Below are 15,595 nucleotides of genomic sequence, written 5' to 3'. Positions count from 1 at the left end.
CGACGACGCCGCCGACCAGCGCGGCACCGGCGCCGAGCACGACGGCCCCGGCCCCGGCCCCGACGACGACGCTCGCGCCGCCGGTCACGACCGTCGCCCCGGCCCCGACCACGGTGGCGCCGGTGCCCACCACGACGGTGGCGCCTCCGGTGACCACGGTCGCGCCGGCCCCGACGACGACCGTTCCGGTGCCCACGCGGACCGTCGCGCCGGTGCCGACGACGACGGTGCCGGTCCCGACGCGGACCGTCGCGCCCGTTCCGACGACCACCGTTCCGGTCCCCGTGCCGACCCGGGAGGTTCCGACGCAGACCGCGCCGCGCACCACGGTGCAGGCGCCGGTCACGACCACCACGGTGGCCCCCGCGACGTAGCGCCCGGCGGCACGGACGCCGCGGGCATGACCGAGATCAGGTTTCGGTTGTCCGAAACTTATCATTCGGATAACCTTGGCGTGTGCTGACCAAGACCGAATCCCGGAGGCCGACGGCTCTGCGCGGCGCAATGCTGCTCGGCCCGGCGTTCGTGGCCGCCATCGCGTACGTGGACCCGGGCAACGTGGCCGCGAATGTCACGGCGGGCGCGAAGTACGGCTACCTGCTCGTCTGGGTGCTGGTGCTGGCCAACGTGATGGCGGTGATGATCCAGTACCAGTCGGCGAAGCTCGGCGTCGTGACGGGTCGGTCACTGCCGCAGGTCCTGGGCGACCGACTGCCGCGGCGGGCGCGCCTGGTGTTCTGGGGCCAGGCCGAGCTGGTGGCCGCCGCCACCGACATCGCCGAGGTGATCGGCGGCGCACTGGCGCTGAACCTGCTGTTCGGGGTGCCGCTGGTGTGGGGCGGGCTGATCGTCGGGGTGATCTCGACGGCGCTCCTGGTGCTCGCGGACGGCCGCCGGCAGTACCGGTTCGAGCTGGTGATCATGGGCCTGCTCGCGATCATCGTGGTGGGCTTCCTCGCGGGCCTGGTGGTCGCGCCGCCCGACGGTGCCGCCGTCCTCAGCGGACTGGTCCCGCGACTGCAGGGCACGGAGACGGTGCTGCTCGCGGCGTCGATGCTGGGCGCAACGGTCATGCCGCACGCGATCTATCTGCACTCGGCGCTGGTGGTGGATCGGCACGGCGCGCCCCCCGCGGAGGCGCGGGTCGAGCGCGCCCGCCGGCTGCTGAAGGTCACGCGGATCGATGTCGTGCTCGCCCTGGTGATCGCGGGCGCGGTGAACATCGCGCTGTTGGTGCTCGCCGCGAGCGCACTCCACGGGCGCGAGGGCACCGATTCGATCGAAGGGGCCCACGCCGCGGTGCGCGATGCGCTCGGCCCGGTCGTCGCCGGCCTGTTCGCGGTCGGCCTGCTGGCCTCGGGGCTCGCGTCCACGTCGGTCGGCAGCTACGCCGGCGGCACCATCATGGCGGGCCTGCTGCGCAAGCGGGTCCCGGTGGTGATCCGGCGGCTGGTCACGATGATCCCCGCGATCGGCGTACTGGCGCTGGGGGTTCCGCCCACCGAGGCGCTGATCATCTCGCAGGTGGTGCTCAGCTTCGGCATCCCGTTCGCGCTGCTCCCGTTGCGGTGCTACACCTCTGACCGTTCGCTCATGGGGGAGTTCGTCGACGGTCCGCCGTTGCGCTGGGCATCCGCGGGCGCGGGCGTGTTGATCGTCGTGCTCAACGCGGCGTTGATCTACCTGACCGTCACCGGCTGATCCGCGGCGCCTCCGCGCGGCGGTCTTGAGATCGCACACCTCTCATGATTCAATAAGGAGAATTGAATCATGAAGCAAGCGCAGATCGTTTGCGGAGGTAAGCGTCGACATGGCGGTGCGTGCACTAGTAGTGGTGGTCGGTGGGGCCGGTGTCGCGGTCCTGGCCTGCTGGTCGCTGTTCGCGCCGGCCGAGGTCTCTCGCGAGCAGGTCGAGTCGGGCACGCTCGCGAAGGTGGCGGCGGCACCGTCGGACAGCCTGCACTGTGACGGCGGGCTCAAAGCCGAGGTCGGGGCCGCGCAGGCCTGCACCCTGAACCGCGCCGGCGAGAGCTTCGCGGTGGCGCTCACGGTCACCCGCGTCGACGGTGAGCGGGTCGACTGGGACTCGGTGGTCGACGGTGCGCCGCAGTCCGGTCGGCGGGTCGCCGTGTCCGAGCTGGAGCGACGCACGCGCGAGGTCCTCGCACGCGAGCGCCCCGTCGAGGCTCTGACCTGCGACGGGGCGCTGTCCGGGATCGTCGGTGCCACGCAGAACTGCGCACTGACCTCCGACGGGGCCCGGCATCCGGTGACGGTCCGCGTGGCGGCGGTGGACCCCACGCGTGTGCAGTGGGGCGTCACCGTCGCGGGGTGATCGGAACGGGTGGCGGGTCAGGCCGGCGGCGCGATCCACCCGAGGTACATGGCACCCGGTGTCGGATTCCAGCTGTTCAGGATCTGGACGGTGGAGCCGTTGCCGTTGCGCAATCCGGGCCAGACGCCGCCCGAGATGAACCGGCCGCCGCCGAGGGCGATCAGGACGTGGCCGAGTCCGCCGTCCATGGACGACTTGGAGAAGACGATCGCGCCACGGGGGAAGTTCGTATCCCGGTGGATCTGCCCGTTCGAGGCGGCACGATTGTACCAGTCGATCGCGTTTCCCTGCCTACCAAGCCCGTACGCCTCCTGGACGAATTGAGAGCAAAGATTTCCGTACTTCTGCGATCCGAGCTTGCTGTTCGCCCATGAAATCGCCCGGTCCACCTTCGACGACGATGCAGCCGGGGCGGGCTGTGCGGCGGGGGCGGGCTGAGCAGCGGGAGCTGGGGAACATGCACCGGTCACGGGGTTGTTGCTGCCGGTCTCGATGTCGATGTCGGCGACGTACACGCCATCGGAGGTCTTGTACCAGAGGTCGTCCCAGCCGCCGTTGCCGTGGTATCGGCTCAGTGCGCCCTTGACGGACTGCCCGCGCTCGTAGCACTGGAGCGTGACGCGGGTGCCCGCCGGATACGTGCCGACCTGGGTGGTCTTGAGCGACGGGCCGGTCATCTTCTGGGTCGCGGCGACGACGCGACCGGTGGGTGCGGCTTCGGCGACGCCGACGGCGAGGGTGGACACGGTGGCGGCGGCAGCCAGGGCTGCCAGGCCGCGAAGAGCGAGATGCATAGTGCGCCTTACTTGTTGGAGACGGGGCGCATCAAGACTGCGGGACGAGCGGTGGTCGGCGCTATCCTCCGAACGAATCAATCTCGGGACCGGCCGCGGTCAGAACGAGGTCCTCGGGCGGTGTCGTCGTTCGTGGCGCAGCAGGTGGTACTCCAGGTGGCGCACGTAGTCGATCAGCGTCGGGGCATCGGCGCACGCGTAGCCGAGCAGCTGATGGTCGAGCTCGTCCTCGGTCAGCTCACGGGAGAAGAAGTGCCGGTACAGCTCTCGGAACCGTGCGCAGTCGAAGGAGTCCTTGCCGCGCTGCTGGATCCGGCAGTACGCCGCGGCCACTCGGGCGCGGTCCACGACCGGGTCGGACGGCGACATGGAACGAATTGTCCGACAGCGCTGGCAATCCCGCAATCACCCGATCGGATGACACGCGGCCAGGACGCTTTTCACGCGCAGGGCTGGAAGTACGGCTCACCCGGGGCGAGGCGGTCCCACTCCTCCGCGGTGATGGGTGCGGAGTGGGACGTGCAGACGGCGTCGATGACGTGCTGCGGGTTCAGGTCCCAGGTGCGTAGGCGACCGCTGTTGCCGGACGCGACGACCATCGAGCCGTCGCCGGTGAACCGGGCGTCGTAGAGGATCGCGCCGTCCACGGTGAGGGAGGCCTCCCGCACGGGGATGGCACCGTCGGACAGGTGGTACAGGCGCGCTTCGCCGCTGCTGGAAGCGACGACGAGCCGCGTGCCGTCGGGGGAGTAGGCCGCCCCGCTGACCGAGCCGCTGGGCCCGCCGAAGCGGGTGATCAGGGGGTCGGCGTCCGCCGGGACGTCGACCTGCGCGAGGTGACCGCCGCCCGACGCGGCGAGGAGCAGGGTGCGCCCGTCGGGTGCGACGGCCAGGGCGGCGACCGATGCGTCGAAGACGTGCGTGGTGCGCACGATCCGGGGCGTCGCCGGTTCGCGCAGGTCCACCCGGATGAGATCGCCGCCGGCGGTCCCCAGGACCGCCGTCCGGTCGTCCAGGAAGCCGACCGACGGTACGCCGTCGGCCAGGTCCAGCTGGCCGACGACGCGTGGTGCGGTGCGGTCCGCGATGTCGAGCACCGCGACCCGCGGGGTCGACAGCCCGCCGACCAGGGCGGTGCGCCCGTCGGGTGAGGCGGCGACCGTCTCGACGATCGACCCGAGCGCCGGTGCCCCCGTTGCGGACAGCCGCGGGTGTGCGCGGTCGCGCAGGTCCGCGAGGTACACCAGGCCGCTCGCCGTGCCGAGCGCCGCCTTCCCGTCGCCCGTCACCGCCAGTGCGCCGGAGAACAGATCGCCCGACGGTGCCGCCAGGTCCGGCCCGGAACGGAGCAGCTCGGGCCCGGGCGCGGTGCGCCACTGGCCGACGGCGGAGTCGGGGCCGCCGTTGGCCACCAGCACCTCGGAGCCGTCCACGGGGATCTGGAACACGCCGCGGGACCCGAGCGTGGTCGCCGCCGTGCGCAGGGGCCAACTGCGCAGGACGCCACCGTCGGCCGCCGCGAGTACGGTGTCGCCGGCGACGGTCGCCACGCCGATGGGCTCGGGACCGGTGAACACGAGTTCGGGGTCGCCGCCGGCGAGGGGGACCACCCGGACCTGGCCGTCCGAGCTCGCGGCGACGAGCCGCGCACCGTCGGACGAGATCTCGACGTCGTTGACGTAGCTGGTGAACCCGGACACGGTCCGGCGCAGGACCGGTGCCGCCGGGTCGGCGGCGTCGACGATGATCGCCTCGCGGCTGCGCAGACCCGCGGCGAGCGCGGTCCCGTGGAAGGCCAATTGGACCGCCTGGTTCGACGCTCCGCTGAGCGGAAGATCGCCGCGCCGGACGGGAACGGGGCCGGAGACGTCCCACAGTCCGATGCCCCGCCCCGGCGCCGACACCGCGGCCAGCCGGGCGTCGGCGCTGAGCGCGACCGCCGCCTGGGTCTCGGCGTAGCCGTCGTCCGGGAATTGGACGGTGCGGCCGTCGCGCTGCACGAGCACTGGAGGGGCGTCGGCGCGGGAGGCGAGCATCGTGCGCCCGTCGCCCGCGACGGACAGCCGGACCACCGGCCGACCCACGTCGACGACGCCTCCCGGCTTCGGGGCCGCCGCGTCGTGCACGTCCACGGTGAGCACGCCGCGGCCGGTGCCGATGAGGAGGTTCGTGCCGTCGGGCGTGAACGACAGGCCGGATCCCGGGAGCGACCCGGGATCGATGTCGGTCCCGCCGATCCGGTCGCCGAGGCCGTAGGTCGCGACGCGGTACAGGTCGACTCGGCGTTCGCCGCGGACGGCGACGACCGTGCCGGACGGAGCCGACGCGACCTCGAAGGCGCCGCCGATCATCCGCCGCGTGGCCAGGGGATCCGACAGGGTGTCGAGCAGGTTGGACCGGGCCTCGACGGTCGGGGAGATCCGGTACGCCGCGACGGCCAGCTGCGCGGCCAGGGCCGAGTCGCGGGGCCGCAGCCGGCGGGACTCCAGTGCGAGTTGGCGGCTGGTCGACTCGTCGTGCGCCTGTGCCGCGGCGTCGCGGGCGCGGGCGGTGTTGGCCAGCCCGATCCAGGCCATCGTCGCCGCCAGTGCCGCGATCACCGCGAATGCGGCCGCCGTGATCGCGACCGCACGGAGCTTGCGGACCTGTCGCCGCTCGCCCGCCAGCCGCTGCTCGCGGCGTTCCGCGCTGCGAGCGATCATTCGGCGCTCCGCGTCGCCCCACCTGCTCGGGCGCTCCGCGGACAGTGACTCGACGAGGTCCAGCATCCCGGACGAGAGCAGGAGCGTCGAGGGCTCGCCGGCCTGCGTCCAGTGCGCCGCCGCGACCCGGATCCGGTGCTCGAGGCGCAGGCGGGCACGGTTCTCATCGACCCACTGCGACAGCCGGGGCCAGGCTCGCACGAGCGCCTCGTGGGCGAGTTGCACACCGTCGTCGCCGACGGTGACCAGCCGCGCCTCGACCAAACGGTCCAGCACCGCCTCGGCGTCGGGATCCAGCTCGAGCTCGGCGGCCGGCGTGATGCGCCGGGTCACGCTGTCGGCGCCGACGTTGATCAGGCTCAGCAGCAGGTCGTGCATGGTCGCGCGCCCGGCCTCGTCGAGCCCGTCGTGGACCGCCTCCGCGCTCTTCTCCACGGCCCCCGTCAGGCGGCCCGTCTCGAGGTACCCGTCGACGGTGAGCCGCGACCGCCCGGACCGTTCCCACGTGGTCAGCAGGGAGTGGGAGAGCAGCGGGAGCACGCCCGCGGCGTCGCCGGTGGCCTCGGCGTCGTCGAGTAGGAGCTCCACCAGCCCGGGCTCGACGGTGAGCGATGCCCGGTCCGCGGGCCCGGTGATCGCCGCGCGCAGGCCCGCCCGGTCCAGTGGTCCGACGACGACGGGGCCCGCCTCCACCGTCGTGGCGTAGCCGGGCTGGGCGACGAGCCGGTCGAGGAAGTCCGAGCGCAGCACGAGCACCACGACGGGCGGGGCGGCGGCGAGGTCGAGGACGCGGGTCAGGACGGCGTGGGCGTCGCCGCCCGCTCCCTGCGTCCAGATCTCCTCGAACTGATCGATCACGAGGACGGGATGCGTCGCCGATCGCTCGCGCAGCGCGGCGAGCGCCTCGTCGATGGAGGCCATCGGATCGATGCCGGGCGTGATCACGACGTGATCCCAGCCCGCCGCACCGTCGGCATCGTCGAACGCCCGGGCGAGGCCCGCCCGCACCACCGAGGACTTGCCGATGCCGCTGCCGCCGACCACGACGACGGGATGGCGCGGCGCCCGGCCGGCCGCGATGGCGTCGATTCTCCGGCGCAGTACATCGGAGTCCTCGTCCCGCCCGAAGAAGTATTTCGCGTCCGCTATCTCGAATGCCTCGAAACCTCGGTATGGGGAAGAATTCAATGGAGTCGGCGCTTTCGTGCGCGAACGAACTCGGGCGCGGGTCACCGCGTCCCACCACATTCCGAATTCCGATTCCGGAACTCCGCACACGGCCAATACACGGTCGAACAGATCCCGGTTCGCCGCCGTCGGGGCGTGGGCGCCGGAGAGCCAGCCCGAGACGGTGCCCAGGTATCCGTCGGCCTGCTCGACGAGCTCGCGCACCGTCAGACCTGCGGCGTCACGCAGATCCCGGAGCGCGGCACCGAGCTCGGCGCGGGAGTCGACCACACCTGGATCGGGCCGCGAAGGCTGATTCTCCTCGGATGCCATTTCCTGACTTCCCCTCTGAATGTCGCCATTGAGCCTGGTCGTCGTACGGAGATCGTACGAAGAATGCGTGCGATCGGGGAATTCGGGGGCGTCGATGCGAGGGTTGACCGAGAAGATCCGCCGGGGCGGATAGGGGAAACAATCGAAGTGGGGTGTTTATGGTGGTCATGGAAACGGTCGAGAACTCGGACCGCTTGATCGATCGGCCGACCGCGCAGCGCACGCCGCCGATGAGGCCTCCGCTCTCCGCGCGGGAGGTCGAGGTGTTGCTCGCGTGGTTCGCCAGTGATTCCAAGGAGGGCGCTGCGAGCCGGCTCTTCATCAGCCCGGCCACCGTCGCCACGCACATCGCGCGGGTTCGCGCCAAGTACACGGCCGCGCACCGCGACGCCCGGTCCAAGACGGCGCTGTTCGCCCGCATGCTCGAGGACGGCTACACCGACCTGCGGGATTGGTGACGCGCCCCCGGACGCGCTCCGTTCAGGGGGTGCCGAGGAACCGGTAGCGGTCCAGGCGCCGGCTGATCCGGATCGAATCCGGGATGAGCGAGAGCTCCGCGAGCGATTCACTGACCGCAAGTCCGACGCGGCGGGAGAACTCCGTGGGTTCATCGGCCGCGTTCGGGCGCTCGGGGATCACCCGGTCGACGATGCCGTCGGCGAGTAGGTCCGCGGCGCGGATCCGCTGCTTGCGCGCCATCTCGGCGGCGTGCTCGATGTCCCGGAACACCACCGCGCTCGCGCCCTCCGGCGGGAGCGGCGCGAGCCATGCGTGCTGCGCGCACAGCACCCGGTCGGCGGGCAGCATCGCCAGCGCCCCGCCGCCCGTCCCCTGCCCGAGGAGGACGGACACCGTCGGGACCCTGAGGGTGACCAGATCGGACAGGCTGCGCGCCACCTGCCCGGCGAGGCCGCCCTCCTCGGCCTCGGGGGACAGCGCCGCGCCCCACGTGTCGATGACCAGCACGAGGGGGAGGTTCAACTCGGCCGCCAGCCGCATGCCGCGCCGTGCGGCCCGCAGTGCCGCGGGGCCGAGCAGCGGCGGGGCCTGGCCCTCGGCGCGCGTCGTGTCCTGCCCGACGACCACACACGGATAGCCCTGCACCCGCGCCAGCGACAACAGCAGCGAGTGGTCGGTCTCGCCCTCCCCGGTGCCCGACAGCGGCAACCGATCCGTGGCGGAGTGCCGCAGGAAGGCCCGTACCCCGGGCCGCCCGACCTCGCGACTGATCCGCACCGAGTCCCAGGCGGACGCGCCGTCATCGCCGGCCGCGAGTTCCTCGCGCATGCCCAGCTGTGGCGCCAACGGGTCGGCGTCCTGCGCGCCCGCCAGCACCCGCAGGGTGCGGTGGGCGAGCAGCCGGACGAACCGCAGCGGCACGACACCGTCGATCAGTCCGCGCTCGAAGAGGTGCTCCGCGGTCTGGACGCCGTCGGGATAGGGCTCGCCGTGCAGCGCCTCGTACACCCGTGGGCCGAGGAAACCGATCCGCGCGCCGGGCTCGGCGATGGTGACGTGCCCCAGTGAGCCCCACGAGGCGAAGACGCCGCCCATCGTGGGGTCGCGCAGGTACACCAGGTAGACGAGGCCGGACTGCTTGTGCAGCGTGATCGCGGCCGAGATCTTCACCATCTGCAGGAAGGCGACGGTGCCCTCCTGCATGCGGGTGCCGCCGGAGGTCGGGGTCGCGAGGAGCGGCAGGCGCAGGGCGGTCGCGCGTTCGACGGCGGAGACGATCCGCTCCGCGGCCGCCACGCCGATCGATCCGCCGAGGAAGGCGAAGTCGCACGCGATGAGCGCCACCCGCTGCCCCCGGATGCGACCCTCGCCGGTGATGACGGCCTCGTCGTGGTGCGAGGTCTCCCGGGCGCGCTGCAGGTCCGCGGCGTACGCGGCGTCGGGATGCACGTCGAGCAGCGGGCCGTCCCAGCTGGTGAAGGTACCGCGGTCGAGGACTGCATCGATGAGGTCCTGCACCGTGATCGCCATGGATTTCAGGTTACTGGGAACACTGCGGCCGGCGGACGCGTTGCCGAGGTCATGACCGTACCCAACGTGAAGCTCAACAATGGAACCTCCATCCCCCAGCTCGGCTTCGGCGTCTGGCAGGTGTCGGACGACGGTGCCCGCGATGCCGTCGCGGAGGCCCTGCGCGTCGGATACCGGTCGATCGACACGGCTCGCGTCTACGAGAACGAGGCCGGCACGGGCCGGGCGATCGCCGAGAGCGGGCTCGCCCGCGACGAGGTCTTCCTGACCACCAAGCTGTGGAACTCGGACCAGGGTTTCGACGAGACCCTGCGCGCCTTCGACGCCTCCCTCGGCCGGCTCGGCACGGACTACGTGGACCTCTACCTCATCCACTGGCCCGTCCTCGAGTACGACCGGTACGTCGACACCTTCAAGGCCTTCCAGCAGATCCGCGCCTCCGGGCGGGCGAAGGCGATCGGCGTCAGCAACTTCACCGTCGACGCGCTGCGCCGCGTCATCGACGAGACCGGCGAGACCCCGGCCGTGAACCAGATCGAGCTGCACCCGGGCCTGCCGCAGGACGAGCTGCGGGCCTTCCACGCCGAGCACGGCATCGCCACCGAGGCCTGGTCGCCGCTGGGCCAGGGCGAGTCGCTCGCCGATCCGACGGTGACCGCGATCGCCGCGGCCCACGGCGTGACCCCCGCCCAGGCGATCCTGCGCTGGCACCTGCAGCTCGGCAACGTCGTGATCCCCAAGTCCGTGACGCCCTCGCGCATCGCCGAGAACTTCGATGTCTTCGGGTTCGCGCTGTCGGACGACGAGGTCGCGCGGATCAGCGCGATCTCCGGTTCCCGCATCGGCCCCGACCCGGCGGAGTTCAACCTCCGCTGATCACCCGGCCCCGGGGCGCCGCCGCGCGGTCCCCGGGGTTCGACGATGCCTCCCCTCCGTTCGACTCTCGGATTCTGTCCGATTCGGACAGTCCGCCGCGTCCCGCAGCCTCCCGCCGGTTCTGTCGTGCGTGGGCGGAGACGGCTTCGGGCGGGGGAGGTATGGCTTTTCGTGGGGGAATCGGCGCCGCGTGCGGGACGGCCGACCCCCTATCTCACGATCGGCGCCTCATGTGGGAGCGAACGTATCAGCCGCGGATCGGTGCCGCGCGGGGGACGACACCTGATCCGCCGGCCCGCACATCTTCGAAGCACTTTGCGGCCGCAGGCGAAGCGAAACACCGCAACGCGAAGACCACACTCACCGCAATGTCCGGATCGGACACCATCCGAGAGCTGCCCGCGCGACCGGTTTCATGGGCGAGCCGGAAGGGCGCGCACCGAACGAGGGACCCGGCCCGGAGATCCCGGCGCGCACGGCTCAGCCGATCGCCTCGGCCACCGCCCGCGCCGCCTCCCGCCCCGCGCGGTTCGCGCCGATGGTCGACGCCGACGGGCCGTAGCCCAACAGGTGCAACCGGGGCTCGCCGGCGACCTCGGTCGCCAGCCGTCCGGTCATGACGATGCCGCCGCCCGGCGACCGCAGTCCCAGCGGCGCCAGGTGATCCATCGAGTAGCGGAAGCCGGTGCACCACAGGATCACGTCGGCCGCAGCGACGGAACCGTCGGCGAGCAGCGGACCGTCGGGCGTGAGCTCGCGGAACATGGGCTGCCGGACCAACACCCCCGACTCGATGCCGGCGCGCAGCGCGGGCGTGAGCGGCAGCCCGGTCACCGAGACCACGGAGCCCGGCGGCAGGCCGGCCCGCACCCGCTCCTCGACGCGGGCCACCGCCCGACGGCCCTTGTCCGGGTCGAAGGGCGTGGCGTCCCACTGCACCTCGCGGCGGGTGAACCACATCGTGTCGGCGACGGCGGAGATCTCCAGCAGCAGCTGCACCGCGGTGATGCCGGCGCCGACCACGGCCACCGTCTTCCCGGCGAAGGGTTCGGCGGTGCGGTAGTCGTGCGCGTGCAGCTGGACGCCGCGGAACGACGAGGCCCCGCGCACCGTCGGCCAGAACGGACTGTCCCAGGTGCCGGTGCAGTTGATGACGGCCTCGGGGCGGTACTCGAAGGGGCCGGCGATCCCGTGTCCGGCGACGAGGTACCCGGAATCCGTGCGCGAGACCGAGGCGACGTGGGCCGGGCGGTGCACGTCGATGTCGAAGCGTTCCTCGTACTCGCCGAAGTACTCCGCGACGCCGGTGGAGGCGGGGATGTCGTCGCAGTGGCTGCCGAGCGCGTCCTGCAGGCCCCAGCCCGGCAGGTCGTGGACCCGATTGGCCGACCGCAGTGTCAGCGACGGCCAGCGCTGGCGCCAGGCGCCGCCCGGACCCGAGTTGTGGTCGAGGACGACGGCGTCGTCGATGCCGAACCGGGGGAGGTAGTAGGCCGCCGAAAGTCCGGCCTGGCCAGCACCGACCACCACGACGCGTGTCATCCTCCCAGGGTAGATTGCGGGCCATGATTGGTTACACGCTGGAGGAGAAGGTCGCCGTCATCGAGTTCCAGCGCCCCGAGGCACGGAACGCACTGAACCCCGAGATCATGGACGGACTGGAGGCGGCGTTCGACCGCGCCGAGGCCGACGGGGTCTTCGTCATCGTGCTCACCGGGCAGGGCACCGCGTTCTCCGCGGGGGCGGATCTGCGGTCGGGCGCGGTGCTGGACAAGGGCTTCATGGAGCGGGTGATCCGGTTCTACCGCCGGGTCGAGGCGATGAAGCAGATCCTGGTCGCCGCGGTGAACGGCCCGGCCGTGGGGGCGGGCGTGCAGATGGCGATGCTCGCCGATCTGCGCGTGCTCGACCCGCGCGCGACGATCGCGATCCCCGCCGCGAAGCTGGGCGTCACCATCGACAAGTGGACGCTGCGCCGTCTCGAGGATCTCGTCGGCGGTGGCCACGCCCGCGGCGTGCTGATGGCCACGCAGAAGATCGGTGCCGAGAAGCTGCTGGACCTGGGGTTCGCCAACGCGATCGGCGACCGCGAGGCCGCGCTCGAGTTCGCCCGTGGCATCGCCAAGCTCGCCCCGCTGTCGCTGCAGAACTACAAGGCGCTGTTCAAGGCGGATGCCGCGCTGGAGCCGCCCACGGAGGCGGAGATCGAACGACTGCACGCGGTATGGGACTCCGAGGACCTCAAGGAGGCCATCATGGCCCGGATCGAGAAGCGCGAGCCGCGCTTTCAGGGGCGTTGACGTGAGGCTGGGCGCCGTCGTCACCTTCGCCACCGGCGCGGCCGCCGGGATCGCGGGCGCCGCGGGGCTGCGCGCCGCGAGCGGCCTGAAGCGGTCGATGGGCGCGCAGGTCGACACCGTCTACACCAATACCGACCCGGACAGCCCGCACCAGCGGTTCGACGCGGCGAAGATCGCGCGCGGGGTGGTGGGGCGCGCGCGGCACGGGCTGGGCGCACCGTCGGGCTCGATCCCGTTGGCCGCCGACCCGAGCCCGGAACAGGCCTCCGACCTGGCCGTCACCTGGTACGGGCACTCCTCCGTGCTGATCGAGGTCGACGGCTTCCGCATCCTGGCGGATCCGGTGTGGGGCGAGCGGGTCTCGCCGTCGCCCACCATCGGGCCGGCGCGGCTGCACCCGGTACCCGTGGCGCTGAGCTCCCTGCCGGAGATCGACGCGGTGATCATCAGCCACGACCACTACGACCACCTCGACCTGCCCACGATCGACGAGCTCACCCGCGACCGGGACGTGCCCTTCTGTGTGCCGATCGGCGTCGGTGGGCACCTGCGCGCGTGGGGCGTCCCCGAGAACCGGATCATCGAGCTCGACTGGGATCAGGCGCACGTGATCACGCGGGGCGGGCGCAGCCTCAAGGTGGTGTGCACCGAGGCTCGGCACTTCTCCGGCCGCGGTCTGACCCGCAACTCGACCCAGTGGGCCTCGTGGTCGCTGGTCGGCCCCGAGCACTCGGCCTTCTTCGGCGGCGATACCGGCTTCACCGAGCGGTTCAAGCTGATCGGTGACCATTTCGGCCCGTTCGACCTGACGCTGCTGCCGATCGGGGCGTACGACCCGCTGTGGCCCGACGTGCACACGAACCCCGAGGAGGCCGTCGCGATCCATCAGCTGATCGCCAAGCCGGGGGCCCCGCTCGTGCCCGTGCACTGGGCCACCTTCAACCTGGCCTTCCACGACTGGTCCGAGCCCGTCGAGCGGCTGCGCGCCGCCGCCGACGAGGCCGGGGTCACCACCGTGATCCCCATGCCCGGCGGCAGGGTCGACGGTGCGCCGTCCCCGGGCCGGGCGGGCGCCGGGGATCCCGCGATCGCGCCTGGTACGCGCGACTGGTGGGAGCGGGTCCGCTAGCCTGAGCGGCATGGGTATCAAGGATCTCGCGAACAAGGCCAAGGACGCGCTCGGGAAGAACCCGGGCCTGATCGACAAGGCGGGCGACCTGGTCGACGGCAAGACCGATGGCAAGTTCGCCGCGCAGGTCGACAAGGCGCAGGACGCCGCGAAGAAGTTCGTCGGCGGCGACGAGCAGAAGTAGGACACGACTAGAGAAGCGTCACTGCAACCATGGGTCGTCATGACGCGCCGGGTGACTCGGCCGCGGAGCCGCCGCGTCGGCGGAACCTCTCTCGGATCCTGCTCGGCGTCGGCCTCGTCGCGGTGCTCGTGGCAGGCCTCGTCGCCATCGTCAGCGGGCGGTTCGAGCGCTGCGGCACGGAGCAGACCTTCACGGTGATGGCCGATCCCGCGCTGGCCGCGGCGGTGCGCTCGCAGGCGGCGCTCGCCTCGGACAGGTGCACGACCTTCGCCGTGTCCGAGGCGCCCGATCAGGAGGCGGCCGGCCGGCTGACCGGCGGCGGGCAGAGCCCCGACCTGTGGCTGGCGCCGTCGCGCAGCAGATCGGACGCCGTCTCGGCGCAGCTCGGACGTGAGCTGCCGACGACCGCTGTGGCCGGATCGCCGCTCGTGCTGGCCGGGGCCTCGATCCCGCAGCCGGCGAGCTGGCTGGAGGCGCTGACGCAGGCCAGTATCCGTGCGGTCCCGGCGGACTCGTCGTACGCGGAGGCGCCCGTGGTGGCCGGGGTGTCCGAGGCCTCGCGGCCCGGTGGGAACCCGGAGGCGCTCACCGCGGCGCTGGCGCAGTACGCGCAGGCGGCCAAGCGGGTCAGCGGTGACCCGGTGCCGACCGCGGCCGCCGAGGGCGGCGTCGTGGTCGTCCCCGAGTACGCCTATCTCGCGGCGAAGCGGACCCGGGGTGAGGTCGCGGCCGTCGTGCCGAAGACCGGCGCGCCCGGCGATGAGCTGCTGCTCGCGGTCACCGCGACCGGTGACCGGCAGGGTGCGGCCACGGCGGCGGGCCAGCGGCTCGCGGGTGCCTTCACCTCGGCGGACGGCCTGGCGGCCCTCGCGAGCGAGGGCTTGCGGGGCACGGACCTGGCCCAGGCACCGTCGGGCGGTGTCGGGGCGGTGACGAAGCTCCCCGAGCCGGACCGCGCGCAGCTGGCCCGTGCCGCGCAGGCCTACAGCACGCTCGCGGTGCCCCTCAAGGCGCTGGTCGTCGTCGACACGTCCGGCTCGATGGAGGAGAAGATCGGCGCCACCACCCGGATCGGGATGCTGGCGTCGGGCTTCACGAAGGTGGTCAACCAGATCCCGGAGGCGAACGCCGTCGGACTGTGGACCTTCTCGCTCGCGACGAACGGCGGCAAGGACTGGACCGAGGTCGTGCCCACCGCCCGACTGTCGGACAAGCGGGGCGCGGTGACCCAGCGGCAGGCGCTGTTGGACGGCGTGAACTCGCTGCCCGGTCGCGTGCGCGGCGGCACCGGGCTCTACGACACCACGCTCGCCGCGTACCGGCAGGCCGTCAAGGACTTCGACCCCGCGTACTCGAACTCGCTGATCCTGCTCACCGACGGTGGCAACGAGAAGAACGGCGGCACCACGCTGGACCAGCTGATCGCCGAGCTGCGCAAGCTCGTGGACCCGGCGCGCCCGGTGAACATCCACACCGTCGGCATCAGCAAGGACGCGGATCTGCCGGCGCTGCGCAGGATCGCGGACGTCACGGGCGGTACCGCCCAGTCGGCGGACACGGAGGAGCAGATGCTCACCGATTTCGTGACGGCGATCGCCAAACGCGCGAAATAGCTGGTGCCCCCGACAGGAATCGAACCTGCGACCTGATCTTTCTGCGATGACGTGTGCAGGAGAGTGTCGAAACATGTCGTTCGATGTTGGTAGACAACGAAATTCGATGCTAGATGGGTGTGACGAAATTGCGGAAGATTGCGGTAGATTCCGGGCAATAACGCTGAATAAGC

Annotated in this window: 14 protein-coding genes; 8 read left to right on the top strand and 6 right to left on the bottom strand. The window is 71.9% G+C overall.

The window, feature by feature from the left end:
• The coding region (locus HF999_RS04040; RefSeq protein WP_210733426.1) for a hypothetical protein at positions 1-439 on the bottom strand (439 nt) is incomplete at its 3' end.
• A gap of 17 nt (positions 440-456) precedes the next feature.
• Between HF999_RS04040 and HF999_RS04035 the strand changes: the two genes are divergently transcribed.
• Complete coding sequence (locus tag HF999_RS04035) at positions 457-1,701, top strand: Nramp family divalent metal transporter (RefSeq protein WP_312854005.1); 1,245 nt, start codon at positions 457-459, stop codon at positions 1,699-1,701.
• A gap of 109 nt (positions 1,702-1,810) precedes the next feature.
• The gene (locus tag HF999_RS04030; RefSeq protein ID WP_168544627.1) at positions 1,811-2,335 is read left to right on the top strand and encodes a DUF4333 domain-containing protein; all 525 of its coding nucleotides are present in this window, start codon (positions 1,811-1,813) and stop codon (positions 2,333-2,335) included.
• Positions 2,336-2,352: 17 nt separating this feature from the next.
• Here HF999_RS04030 and HF999_RS04025 read toward each other — a convergent pair whose 3' ends face one another.
• The 3 genes from HF999_RS04025 to HF999_RS04015 form a co-directional block, all read right to left on the bottom strand.
• Entirely contained in the window at positions 2,353-3,129 is a 777-nt protein-coding gene (locus tag HF999_RS04025) for a hypothetical protein (protein WP_168544626.1), read from the bottom strand.
• A gap of 99 nt (positions 3,130-3,228) precedes the next feature.
• Positions 3,229-3,498 carry a hypothetical protein gene (locus tag HF999_RS04020; protein WP_168544625.1) on the bottom strand — a complete coding sequence of 90 codons (270 nt, stop codon included), beginning with the start codon at positions 3,496-3,498 and terminating at the stop codon, positions 3,229-3,231.
• A 71-nt stretch (positions 3,499-3,569) separates the two neighbouring features.
• Positions 3,570-7,289, bottom strand: coding sequence for an nSTAND1 domain-containing NTPase (locus HF999_RS04015; RefSeq protein WP_168544624.1), 3,720 nt, complete (start codon positions 7,287-7,289; stop codon positions 3,570-3,572).
• A 209-nt stretch (positions 7,290-7,498) separates the two neighbouring features.
• On the opposite strand from HF999_RS04015, the gene HF999_RS04010 reads away from it, so the two are divergent.
• On the top strand, positions 7,499-7,789 hold the full coding sequence (locus HF999_RS04010) for a LuxR C-terminal-related transcriptional regulator (RefSeq protein ID WP_246207159.1): 291 nt from the start codon (positions 7,499-7,501) through the stop codon (positions 7,787-7,789).
• 22 nt (positions 7,790-7,811) lie between these two features.
• Here HF999_RS04010 and HF999_RS04005 read toward each other — a convergent pair whose 3' ends face one another.
• Positions 7,812-9,320: a carboxyl transferase domain-containing protein gene (locus tag HF999_RS04005; RefSeq protein WP_168544622.1), complete on the bottom strand. Its 1,509-nt coding sequence runs from the start codon at positions 9,318-9,320 to the stop codon at positions 7,812-7,814.
• A gap of 66 nt (positions 9,321-9,386) precedes the next feature.
• Between HF999_RS04005 and HF999_RS04000 the strand changes: the two genes are divergently transcribed.
• Positions 9,387-10,196, top strand: a complete 810-nt coding sequence (locus HF999_RS04000) for an aldo/keto reductase (protein WP_312854004.1) — start codon at positions 9,387-9,389, stop codon at positions 10,194-10,196.
• 480 nt (positions 10,197-10,676) lie between these two features.
• Here the strand turns inward: HF999_RS04000 and HF999_RS03995 are convergent, their stop codons facing one another.
• Positions 10,677-11,738 (bottom strand): NAD(P)-binding domain-containing protein, encoded by a 1,062-nt coding sequence (locus HF999_RS03995; RefSeq protein ID WP_168544620.1) that lies wholly within the window; start codon positions 11,736-11,738, stop codon positions 10,677-10,679.
• 23 nt (positions 11,739-11,761) lie between these two features.
• On the opposite strand from HF999_RS03995, the gene HF999_RS03990 reads away from it, so the two are divergent.
• The 4 genes from HF999_RS03990 to HF999_RS03975 are packed head-to-tail and all read left to right on the top strand — an operon-like array spanning position 11,762 to position 15,422.
• Positions 11,762-12,496: an enoyl-CoA hydratase gene (locus HF999_RS03990; protein WP_168544619.1), complete on the top strand. Its 735-nt coding sequence runs from the start codon at positions 11,762-11,764 to the stop codon at positions 12,494-12,496.
• A 1-nt stretch (position 12,497) separates the two neighbouring features.
• On the top strand, positions 12,498-13,625 hold the full coding sequence (locus HF999_RS03985; RefSeq protein ID WP_312854003.1) for an MBL fold metallo-hydrolase: 1,128 nt from the start codon (positions 12,498-12,500) through the stop codon (positions 13,623-13,625).
• 10 nt (positions 13,626-13,635) lie between these two features.
• On the top strand, positions 13,636-13,809 hold the full coding sequence (locus HF999_RS03980; protein WP_168544618.1) for an antitoxin: 174 nt from the start codon (positions 13,636-13,638) through the stop codon (positions 13,807-13,809).
• Positions 13,810-13,838: 29 nt separating this feature from the next.
• Positions 13,839-15,422 (top strand): VWA domain-containing protein, encoded by a 1,584-nt coding sequence (locus tag HF999_RS03975; RefSeq protein WP_168544617.1) that lies wholly within the window; start codon positions 13,839-13,841, stop codon positions 15,420-15,422.
• Positions 15,423-15,595 lie beyond the last annotated feature (173 nt).

The sequence above is a fragment of the Tsukamurella spumae genome (assembly GCF_012396015.1).
In the GTDB taxonomy this organism is placed as follows: Bacteria; Actinomycetota; Actinomycetes; order Mycobacteriales; family Mycobacteriaceae; genus Tsukamurella; species Tsukamurella spumae.
The sequence above is the reverse complement of the archived record's forward strand: the minus strand, read 5'-3'. Positions and strand labels throughout refer to the sequence as shown.